Annotated in this window: 9 protein-coding genes and 1 pseudogene; 3 read left to right on the plus strand and 7 right to left on the minus strand. The window is 57.8% G+C overall.

The features are described from left to right. Window positions 1-12: 12 nt before the first annotated feature. From AC2FIR_RS19780 to AC2FIR_RS19790, 3 genes are read right to left on the minus strand one after another with little or no spacing between them, the layout of a single operon-like run. Complete coding sequence (locus AC2FIR_RS19780; RefSeq protein WP_496744721.1) at window positions 13-528, minus strand: flavin reductase family protein; 516 nt, start codon at window positions 526-528, stop codon at window positions 13-15. Continuing rightward, entirely contained in the window at window positions 528-1,418 is an 891-nt protein-coding gene (locus tag AC2FIR_RS19785) for an aldo/keto reductase (RefSeq protein WP_496744448.1), read from the minus strand. The genes AC2FIR_RS19780 and AC2FIR_RS19785 overlap by 1 nt, the downstream gene beginning before the upstream one ends. After that, on the minus strand, window positions 1,418-2,572 hold the full coding sequence (locus tag AC2FIR_RS19790) for an LLM class flavin-dependent oxidoreductase (RefSeq protein WP_480525488.1): 1,155 nt from the start codon (window positions 2,570-2,572) through the stop codon (window positions 1,418-1,420). Before AC2FIR_RS19790 ends, AC2FIR_RS19785 begins: the two co-directional genes overlap by 1 nt. A gap of 105 nt (window positions 2,573-2,677) precedes the next feature. Here AC2FIR_RS19790 and AC2FIR_RS19795 point away from each other — a divergent pair, with 105 nt between their 5' ends. Together AC2FIR_RS19795 and AC2FIR_RS19800 are read left to right on the plus strand one after the other, a co-directional pair. Beyond that, complete coding sequence (locus tag AC2FIR_RS19795; RefSeq protein WP_480812384.1) at window positions 2,678-3,388, plus strand: GntR family transcriptional regulator; 711 nt, start codon at window positions 2,678-2,680, stop codon at window positions 3,386-3,388. 12 nt (window positions 3,389-3,400) lie between these two features. Then, entirely contained in the window at window positions 3,401-4,498 is a 1,098-nt protein-coding gene (locus AC2FIR_RS19800) for a Gfo/Idh/MocA family protein (protein WP_496762927.1), read from the plus strand. A 311-nt stretch (window positions 4,499-4,809) separates the two neighbouring features. On the opposite strand, the gene AC2FIR_RS19805 is transcribed toward AC2FIR_RS19800, so the two are convergent. Both AC2FIR_RS19805 and AC2FIR_RS19810 read right to left on the minus strand, forming a co-directional pair. Further along, a complete protein-coding gene (locus tag AC2FIR_RS19805; RefSeq protein WP_496744450.1) occupies window positions 4,810-6,675 on the minus strand; it encodes a CHASE2 domain-containing protein in 1,866 nt (621 codons plus the stop codon). A 38-nt stretch (window positions 6,676-6,713) separates the two neighbouring features. Continuing rightward, complete coding sequence (locus tag AC2FIR_RS19810; protein ID WP_496744452.1) at window positions 6,714-7,367, minus strand: DUF928 domain-containing protein; 654 nt, start codon at window positions 7,365-7,367, stop codon at window positions 6,714-6,716. A gap of 179 nt (window positions 7,368-7,546) precedes the next feature. Here AC2FIR_RS19810 and AC2FIR_RS19815 point away from each other — a divergent pair, with 179 nt between their 5' ends. Further along, complete coding sequence (locus tag AC2FIR_RS19815; RefSeq protein ID WP_496744454.1) at window positions 7,547-9,355, plus strand: caspase family protein; 1,809 nt, start codon at window positions 7,547-7,549, stop codon at window positions 9,353-9,355. 208 nt (window positions 9,356-9,563) lie between these two features. Here the strand turns inward: AC2FIR_RS19815 and AC2FIR_RS19820 are convergent, their stop codons facing one another. Together AC2FIR_RS19820 and glyA are read right to left on the minus strand one after the other, a co-directional pair. Next, window positions 9,564-10,541 (minus strand): HpcH/HpaI aldolase/citrate lyase family protein, encoded by a 978-nt coding sequence (locus AC2FIR_RS19820; RefSeq protein WP_170680316.1) that lies wholly within the window; start codon window positions 10,539-10,541, stop codon window positions 9,564-9,566. 18 nt (window positions 10,542-10,559) lie between these two features. Continuing rightward, window positions 10,560-10,844, minus strand: a pseudogene (gene glyA / locus AC2FIR_RS19825) (serine hydroxymethyltransferase); the annotation flags it as partial.

Here is a 10,844-nt window from a genome sequence, read left to right on the forward strand (position 1 = left end):
GTCAGAACGCGCTTATTTCTTCGCGAATTGGCCGAGTTTTCCGGCATAGAAGGTCAGTGCGTCTCCGTCGCTCATGCTGGCCTTCAGGACTTTGCCCACCACGATCACGTGATCGCCTGCATCGTGATAGGCGTGCTGCTCGCATTCAAAACGTGCCAGACAATCCGGCAACAGCGGCGTTCCGTTTGAGCAACGCTCATGCCGGATGTCACGCAGCGCATGGGCGTCCTTGGAACAGCCAAAGCAAAGTGCGTCCTGTTCAGACGATAACACGTGAACGGTGAAATGCCGCGCCTTGTGGAAATAGGGGAACCGGCGCGAATTGCGGTCTGCAGCCCACATGATCAGAGGCGGATCCAGTGACAAGGACGAGAAGCTGTTCGCCGTGATGCATATCGGTCCGTCTTTGCTGTCACAGGTGACGACGGTAACACCGGTGGCAAAACGGCCAAAGGCGTCGCGCAGGGTGCGGGTGTCGTCCTTGTGCGGGACGAAGGTGCGGGTCAGGTCCTTTGAAATTGCGTTCATCATGGTACCTCATGCCCCAGCGCCGCCTCGTACAGGCGGAACCAGCTTTCACGATCCAGATTGACCTTCAGTGCGTCCGAGATGCGCTTGATCCGTTCCAGGTTGTTGGTGCCCAGCACCGGCAGAATGCCCGCCGGATGCGCCAGCAGGAAAGCCACCGCCACAGCGGCCCGGTCCACCCCGAACTCTTGCGCGATTTCGTCTGCCACTACTCCGACCGGAGGGTTCCCGGCCATCAACATTCCGCCGCCCAACGGCGACCACGCCATGACCGGTTGCCCATGCTGCTGATGGAACGCCAGATCGCCATTGGTGAAGGGGCTGATCTCGCCTAAAGAAATCTCGATCTGGTTGGTGGCCAGTTTGGTCTTCATCGCAGATTGCAACAGTGTCCAGTCCCAAGGTCGAAAGTTGGACACGCCGACCGCGCGCACTTTGCCGCTGGTGACAACTTCATCCAGTGCTTCGCCGGTTTCATGATGGTCCATCAGCGGGTCGGGGCGGTGGATCAGCAGCAAGTCGATATGGTCGATGGCCATTTCCGAAAGCGAGGTGTCTACCGACTGCAGGATATGCGCGCGCGAGGTGTCATAGTATTTGACCTTCGCATCCGAATACCGCCCGACAGGTGCGACGATGTCGCATTTGGTAACGATTTCCATCCGCTGGCGCAGGCCGGGATTGGCACGCAGCGCAGCACCCAGCACAGCTTCGGCTGCGTAGCCGCCATAGATGTCAGCCTGATCGAAGGTGGTGATGCCCTGATCCAGGCAGGACTGGATCTTGGCTTCGACATGGTCCGCCGAAGTATCACTGTCATCGCCCAGCCGCCACATTCCGTAGACAAGGCGGCTCAATTCCAGCGTGTCCGATAGTTTTACACGTTGCATCAGCGGCGAACTCCGTTGCCCAGCGGTGTGGCCGGGGTCGTCTTTGGCACGCGCCCGTATTCTTCGGGAAGCGAGCAGGTTTTCAGGTTGGGCAAAACGCGGGCGCCAAAGTGCCTGGCTTCATCCATGTGCGGATAACCCGAGAAGATGAACGCGCGGATGCCCATCTTCTGATACTCTTCGATCTTGGACAAAACCTGATCGGTCGACCCGACCAGCGCGGCTCCGCAACCGGACCTTGCGCGGCCAACGCCAGTCCACAGACCGGGCTCGACATAGCCGTATTCATCCGCCAGATCGCGGTTCTTGGCCTGATGCGCCACACCCAGAGAGGTTGCATCCAGCGCGCGTTCACGAATGGCGCGCCCATATTCATCGTCGAGTTTCGAGACGATGTAGTCCGCGTATTCCTGCGCTTCGGCCTCGGTATCGCGGACGATCATGTGCACGCGCAGGCCGTAATCCAGTGTTCGGTTGTAGTTCTCGGCGACCGCATGGACGGCTTTCATCCGTTCGGCCAGTTGATCCTTGGTTTCCGGCCACATCAGATAGACGTCACAGTGCTCGCCGCAAAGTTCCAGGGCCGACGGAGAATAGCCGCCGAAGTACAGCAACGGACCACCGGTCTGATAGGGCCTGGCCGGATCGGTCGTCAGGCCCAAGAAGTTATAGACTTCGCCCGCATGATTGATCTCATCCTGGGTCCAGGCCTGTTTCAGAATTTCCACCACCTCGCGAGAGCGCTGATAACGATAGGCGCTTTCAGCCTTTTCGCCGGGAAAATCGGACGAGATGATATTGACCGTCAGCCGCCCCTTCAGCATGTGATCCAGCGTTGCGATGGTACGAGCCAGCATGATTGGCTGCATTTCGCCACAGCGAACCGCGGCCAGCAAATTGATCCTATCTGTGATTGGTGCACAGCCCGCCACAAAGCTCAGCGTGTCCTGCCCGACCTGATAGGACGAGGGGCACAGAATGTTTCGAAACCCTTGCGCTTCAGCTTCTTTCACGATGCCGGAGCAATGCTCCCAGCTGGACCGCAGATTGCCATCCGGCACGCCCAGAAACTGATAATCGTCCGAGCACAGCGCCGCGAACCACGATACTTCTGCCGCGTCCAGATCGGGCGAAGTGATGGGGACGATGGTCATCTAAGTCGTTCTCCGCGCGGTTTCCACTTTCCTCTTGCGTAGCAACCGCATTGATGTAGATCAATAGTGTATCAATTTTTCCTGCGACCGAATGAAGCGCCAGACGTGTCCCCAACCAGCCGAAACCCAAACGCATTGCCGATCTATGTTCAGATCGCGGAACTTCTGATCCGCGATATTGCGGCGGGCCGTCTTATCGACGGGGAACGCCTGCCGCCCGAACGGGATATGGCGGCCGAACTTCAGGTCTCGGTCGGGACGCTGCGAAAATCGCTATCGGAGCTTGAGAAAAAGGGGATGCTGGAACGCATTCAGGGTTCGGGAAACTATGTTCGCGAGACGGGAACCCAGAACAGCGTTTACGCGATGTTCCGGCTGGAACTGCCCGAAGGGGGCGGCCTGCCGCGGGCGGATATCCTGTCGGTCGACTATCTGCGCAAGCCGTCTGATCTGCCAAATTTTGGTACCGCCGAAACCGGGTCCCGCGTGCGCCGGATGCGTTATCTGAATGACACAATTATCGCGGTCGAGGAAATCTGGCTGGACGAATCAGCCGGTCGGATTGATCGCAACCTGCTGTCGGATTCTCTCTACCGCTACTACCAGCACCATTTGGGGTTCTGGATCACCCGGGCCGAGGACCGGGTTTCGGTCGGTGCGCTGCCCGACTGGACACCACCTGACTTTACCAAGCCCGCCGGTCAGATCGTAGGGTATATCGAGCGGTTCAGCTGGTCTGAAGGGGCGGCGCCCGTTGAGTTCTCAAAAACATGGTTCGATCCCGATCGGGCCACCTATGTCCAACGTTTGAAGTAAAAGGAAACGCGCATGACCCGGGTCATCAATTACGGGCTGATCGGATGCGGCATGATGGGGCAGGAACACCTGCACAATATCGGCTTGTTGGAAGGCGCGCGCGTTGCGGCGATTTTCGAACCTGACCCGGCAATGACAAATGCCGCGAAAACCATCGCGCCGGATGCGGTTCTGTCGGGGTCCGTGCAGGAGTTGCTGGCGGTCAATGAGCTGGACTGCCTGGTTATCGCCAGCCCAAACCACCTGCATGTCGAGCAGATCTGCAAGATCGCTCAGATCCGTCCGCTGCCGCTGCTGGTAGAAAAACCCCTGTTCACCGACCCGCAGGATGCGGCGCGAATGGAGCGTCTGCAGCGCGATTATCCGCATCCGATCTGGGTAGCGATGGAGTATCGCTATATGCCGCCCATAGCTGCGCTGATTGAGAAGATCGAGGAAACGGGTGGGGTCCGTATGTTGACGATCCGTGAACATCGCTTTCCGTTTCTGGAGAAGGTCGGCAACTGGAACCGGTTCAATCGCAACACTGGTGGAACCTTTGTCGAGAAATGTTGCCATTTCTTCGACCTGATGCGCCTGATCCTGCACTCTGACCCGGTGCGAATTTCGGCCAGCGGCGGACAGGCCGTAAACCATCTGAACGAGAGCTATGACGGTGAGGTGCCTGATATTCTTGATCACGGCTATGTGCTTGTCGACTTTGCCAATGGCGCACGAGCCTTGCTGGAATTGTGCATGTTTGCGGAAGGCTCTCGCTATCAGGAAGAAATCTCGGCCGTGGGCCCGAAGGCCAAAATCGAGGCGCTGGTGCCGGGACCGGGCCGGTTCTGGCCAAAGCATCTGGGCGAGCCGCCGGTGCCGCAGGTTATTCTAAGTCCGCGGGATCCGAAGGGACCTGTCGCGCAGGAAATCCCCGTCGATCCCCGTCTTCTGGCAGCGGGGGATCACAACGGTTCGACATTCTACCAGCACAAGGGGTTCCTGGATCTGTTACGCGGCAAAAAGGCGGGCCCGGATGTGAGTTTGCATGATGGTATCTGGGCCGTGAAGATGGGGCTTGCCGCCCAGAAGGCGCTGGAAACGGGCGAGACTGTTCGCTTGTTGGAGTGAGACGTTGCGACACAGAGTGTTAAAAATTCAATGCTTTGCTTGACCATCTTAACGCAGTTTGGGTTTGCTGAAAATCGTCATACCGACATTTGTTCTTCACACAAAACGTTTCGTCGCTATGCCCCCTCCAAGGGCAATCCGCTGGCGTTTGAAATCGCGGAAAGTCCTGTGTGCAAAAGACAGCCTGGCCCCCCTGCGTTCAGTAATGCCCTTGTTTCCGTGGAGGGGTGCGCAGGCACCAATGCAATTGCGGAGGTTGAGTGCCCACGACGCTCTGCCAGCACGGAACATTTTTCAGAAGGCCGTACTCATTATTCCATTTCGACGGCGACGACCTGAATATCGGTAATCCCATCGTCGTGAAGGAATGAGGACAGCACGGGCCAATCACGATTGGGGTCAATGGTGCGCGCAGTGGCCATGGTCATGCACACAGGGCGGAACCCGCCGCTGTCGCGATCAAGGGACTTTGTCCAGCTTTCCAGTCTTGCGGCCACGTTGATTGTGTCACCAATGACGTTGTAGTGCAGCGAGCCGCTCACGCCCAGCGTTCCGCCCAAAGCCTCGCCGCTGTTCAGTGCAATTCGCAGATTGTATTTCGGCTGATCGTTCAATTCTGCGTTCAGCGCGATCGCGGCCTGACGCATGGCGCGCGCGCATTTCAAGGCTGACCGGGCGTCGACCTGCCGTTGGCTTTCTGTCTCGCTTGGTATCGGAGCGCCGAATACGACGAGGATTCCATCTCCGGTGAACTTTTCGACAAATCCGCCATGTTCGCGTGCGATTTCACCCAACCTGTCCAATATGCGCGATACCCACACCATGAAATCTTCCGCATCCATCGAATTTCCGATCCGCGTTGAACCTTCGATATCGGCCAGCAGTGCGGTGACGAATAGACGGCGGGATCTTGGCTTGCCACCGGACAGCAGTCTTTTTCGCTGCTGCCATATTTCGGCGGAAAGCTCCTCGGACAGGTGTGATGAAAACACCTGAACGATGGCGCGTCTTTGGTTGCGTGAAATTCCGGCGATAACGGCGAACCCGATGAGAAACCCAATAGACCAGCCCAACAACGTGGTCGCTGCAGGCGCCAGCAGGGCTGCCGCTTGATGGGCGGACAGACCGACAAACAAGACCGCCCCGCCAACCGTCGCCAAACCGATGGCCCGCGAAGTCATTCGAACGAATACAGCCACACATGCGCCGGCAAATGTTGAAAGCAGGATGATGATAGAAGAGGCAAGGTCGCTCAGAGAGCCCAACGGAGAACGCGAACCATTCGAATAGTCGATCAACTGTTGCGCAATGGCTGCGTGAACTTCCGCGCCGAAAGTGAAACTGGCCCCGGTTGCCCGATTGAGAGGGGTCGAAAAATAGTCCTTAACCGAGTGGCTGGTAACACCGATGATGACCGTCTTTCCGTCGAATTGCGCCAGCTCTTTCCCAGCCAGTACATCTGCTGCGGGGACTCGGTGTGCAATCGGAAGATCATTCAGATAATCGATCATGATCTGATAACCAGCAGCATCGGCATTGCGAAACAAGTTCTGCCCTTCGGCCAATGGCTCTGCGGTCGTTGTCCCAAAGGCCAGAAAACGTGGGTTATCCGGGGCGCTTTGCAATGTGGGTCTTGATGAAAAAATCGCCGCCAGTTCCATTGACAGCGACACTGCGATCCCATCCGGCGTGTTGACCAGCAGAAGGGCGCGCCGAACGACGCCATCGGGATCAATCGGAATGTCCGAAAACCCGGTTTTTGCCCCTGCGGGTGCGTCGATACCTGTCCCGCCTGCGTCGGCCAGTTTCGAGATCACGACAACTCTGGGATCGTTCAGTATATTGATCAGCCTGTCCCGGCCATCGCCCGCAGGAACATCCCGGTATATATCGATCCCGACTGCGGTCGCGCCGGCAGCCAGCAAGGTTTCCGTCAGCTGTGCGATCTGCGCGTCGGGGACTGGCCAACCCCATTGCCCGAGATCGTCGTCGGAAATGGCGACAAGAAGGACATCTTTCGTTTGTTCAGAGGTTGCCAGCACCGACGTGGTCCAGTCGTATTGGGCACGTTGGAGAGGCTCAAGCAGACCCTTCAACCGCAACTCGACCAATAGACCTCCGACAACAAGGGTGATCAAGCCGACCAGTGCCCAGCTTTGCCAGACTGGCATCAGCATCGACGGTCTCAGCCATGTCTGCCTTTGACCTTCTGATTTCAACGGCCCACACCGGCTGTTTCTAGAAGCTGCCCGAACCCGGTTGCGTCAGTGGCCCTCACGCGACCGCTGAGGCCAATTTCAACCAGTTGCGCAAGCGCGTCGAACCAAAGACCTGCCGCCGCGGGGTTCTGAGCCTTCATCTGATCCGGAAACCGCTCGATCAAAGCTGTCGCACGCTCCAGAACAGCGCCGGATTGCTGGTCGATCAGCGCCACATGCCATTCGTAGATGCGGCCGGTTTCCAGCGTGTAATCGGACCTGCCAAGATCCAGCCCGTAGTCGCCGGGTGGGAATGGGCCCTGTAATTGCAACTCCACGCCCAATGATCCAAGTGGATTGAGGCCGATGATCAGGTTTCCCCGGTGGCCGTGCACCAAACGCCAGACCAATGGGGGGGATGAAAGAGTTGTCAGGCCGCCACCTTCCGGCACCAACAACGTCAGCATTTCTGTGTCATCGCCCGAAAGTGTGCCGCGTGTGCCGGCCCCCATTCGGTCTCCGGGCGCACCAATCTCAGGGGGGATAAACACAACGTCGTTGGACCCGTTGGTGACTTGTTCTTCACTTGCCGCCAAAGCGCCAGTGTCAAAAAACACCGGCAGTGCCAGCGTGAACAACAGTGCGAATTTTGTAACCCTGATCGACGGCACCCGAAGCCTCGCGCAGTAAACCCTTAATAAAACAGAACATTCAAAAGCAACGGTAAGCATGATCTAAGTCAGAGTCCAGTTTGGGACGCGTCTGTGTCCCGTTGCCTGGCGGATTCTGAGGTTGAGCAGAGTTGTGCTAAAGTCCTCAGCGCTGTTTGAATGAGTTCGGGTGAGTGCGCATGTCTTCTGGTCGCTGTTGGAGAACTGGCATCTGGCTTCTGTCCTTTGGCCTGCTTGTCCTGCTGATGCCATTGCGGCTTGAAGCCCTGGAAAACCGGGTCGCGCTTGTAGTCGGTAATTCCGCGTATCAGCATGTATCGGACTTGAGTAACCCGGCCAATGACGCCAAAGATATCTCGGCATCTCTCAGGCGCATTGGGTTTGAAGTCACCGAAAGCCTGAACCTCGACTACAACGGTATGCGCATCGCACTGCGCGACTTTGCGGAAACCGCCGCGGCCGCTGACGTGGCCTTGGTTTATTTTGCCGGCCACGGGATCGAGATCGAAAACACGAACTACCTTATACCGGTAAACGCAACGCTGAAAAGCGATCGGGACGTCGAGTTCGAGGCCATTCGTCTGGATGCGATCGTGAACGCCATTGCAGATGCCCCCGGGCTGAAAATCGTGCTGGTCGACGCCTGTCGGAACAATCCTTTCCTGGCGCAGATGACACGCGTTTCGGCGACCCGGTCGGTCGGGCGCGGGCTGGCTGCGGTGGAACCGGGCGGTGTGGTTGTTGGATATGCCGCCCGCGGGGGCACACTGGCGCAGGATGGCGAAGGCCGGAACAGCCCTTACGCGCAGGCGCTTTTGGAGCATATCGAACAGCCGGGGTTGGAGCTGGGCAAGATGTTCCGCCGGGTAAGAGACCGGGTGTTTGAACTGACGGACGGTTTTCAAGAGCCTTTCATCTATGGATCGCTTCCGGGTCAGGACATTTTTCTGGTCCCTGGCCTGGAAACGGCGGCATTACAGGCACCCGCTACACCTGTTCCGTTGGCACCGACTGTAACTCGCAAAGACGAAATGGAAGCAGCGATGACGGTCAACACGATGCGGGGCTGGAGTCTGATTAGCCAGAAATACCGCGCGGCGTCGATTGCCGAACCGGAAGTGCTGAACCGTATGGCCGAAATAACACCAAATTGGGTCAAAAAAGATGGGCGTATCGGTGTGTTGGAAGACATGTTGCTGCCGGATCGAGAGATGAAAATGCGTTTGCAGCAAGAACTCAATAAAGCAGGTTTTGATGTTGGGACGCCCGATGGCGCTTTTGGCCCAAGGACACGCGCTGGAATACGGTCTTTTCAGGCAGAGAATGGTTTTGTGCAGACCGGATACGTAGATCTTGCCGTGCTGGCCAGTCTGGGGATCGGTTTGCAAAAAGGGGCGGACGACAGTTTCATCAGCAACCCGTTCGCAGTTCGCCAGAACGTCGAAGAGCTAAAGTTGCTCGGCGAATCTGAAGAAATCACGTCGATCCTGGGCTGTCTTGGGCTGAGAAAGAGCATCTACGGTACGTTTCGCGACAGCCTTTACATTGTGATGGTTTTCTCGGGCAACATTCGGAATGCTCGCGGCGAAGCCCAGAAATGCGGTGTCGATCTTGCCGCAATAACGTCAGCCGAAGAGAATGCGTTTATTGTTCGCATGATTGCCAATGACCCGTCCTTTTTTGATGTCGGATACGACAGCAGGACGAATTACAGTTACAAGGCGGGGCCGTATTTCGGTTTCAGAAAGGACCCCGGTGAAGGCAATGCAATAATCGGCTGGCGCTGGTATAGTGGTGAGCCGGTCAAATACACAAACTGGTTGCCGTCTAAACCCAACACGACGCACGGCAAAGGCAACAAGGCTTTCGCCCAATTTCAGTATGAGCAGCGCGGCAGGCGGGATCTGAGCAATGTCGTGCCTTCCAAATGGTTCGATGGCTCGGGTGGGTACGTGCGTTCGGTCGTGTTGGAGGCCAGATTGAACTGACGACCGCCAGCGGGCGGAATCCCGAATCCTTGACCTGGTCAGGTTTTGAAGCTTCCGGAATTGTCAGGCGTCAGGCCGCACATTTCCGAAACGTTGAGCCGCGTCTGTTCGCCTGTCTGCGTGGAGATTGGGACCGGGCTTGCATCCGCCAATGCGATCTTATTGGCGGATGCGTGGAGGTCCGAAGTGAGACCTGAATTTAGTGGCGTCAGGCAGCGGCGATCTGACGGGCTTTCGCCACCATCACTTCGGCCTGCCGGATCGAGGCATAGTCGATCAGCCGGCCATCCAGCGAAACCGCGCCTTTTCCGGCAGCTTCGGCTTCGGCCATGGCTTCCAGAATGCGCTGGGCCTTTGTCACTTCGGCATCACCGGGCGACATCACCTCGTTCGCAAGTGCGATCTGGCTGGGGTGGATGGCCCATTTTCCTTCGCAACCCAGAACAGCGGCGCGCTTGGCGGCGGCCTTGTATCCCTCGGGGTCCTGGAAGTCCCCAAATGGCCCGTCGATGGGGCGCAGACCATTTGCACGGGCCGCCACGACCATGCGCGCCAATGCATAGTGCCACATGTCACCCCAATGCGTTGCCCGGTTGGCCCCGGCGTCAGGATCGGTCAGAACCGAATAGTCCGGGTTCACGCCACCAATGATCGTGGTCCGTGCGCGGGTCGAAGCCGCATAATCCGCGACCCCGAAATGCAGGCTTTCGTTGCGTTTCGAGGCTGCTGCAATCTCGCTGACATTCTGCATTCCCAGCGCGGTTTCGATGATATGTTCGAAACCGATCCGTTTCTTGTAACCTTTTGCGTCTTCTATCTGCGTGACCATCATGTCGACGGCATAGACATCAGCGGCGGTGCCAACCTTGGGGATCATGATCAGGTCCAGCCGCTCTCCAGCCTGTTCGACCACATCCACCACATCGCGGTACATATAGTGAGTGTCCAGACCATTGATCCGCACCGACATGGTCTTGTTGCCCCAGTCGATATCGTTCAGCGCCTCGATGATGTTCCTGCGCGCCTGTTCCTTTTCGTCTGGTGCGACTGCGTCTTCCAGATCAAGAAAGACGACGTCCACATCGGACTTGGCCGCCTTTTCGAACATGCCGGGCTGGCTGCCGGGGACGGCCAGTTCGCTGCGGTTCAGGCGGGCGGGGGCCTGTTCAATGGAATGAAAGCTCATGGGTTCGGGTCCTTCGTCTTACAGGTTCGGGTAGATGGGGAATCGGGCGCAGAGGTCTGCGACTTCGGCTTTGACCTTGGCCTCGACCGCGCTGTTGGCGTCTTCGCCATTGGCGGCCAGACCGTCGACGACCTCGATGATCCAGTCCGCGATCTGGCGGAATTCGACCTCGCCAAAGCCGCGGGTGGTGCCGGCGGGGCTGCCCAGACGGATGCCCGACGTGATCGTCGGCTTTTCCGGGTCAAATGGCACGCCGTTCTTGTTGCAGGTGATATGCGCGCGGCCCAGAGCCTTCTCGGTGGC

This window comes from Ruegeria sp. CDSB136, assembly GCF_059610965.1.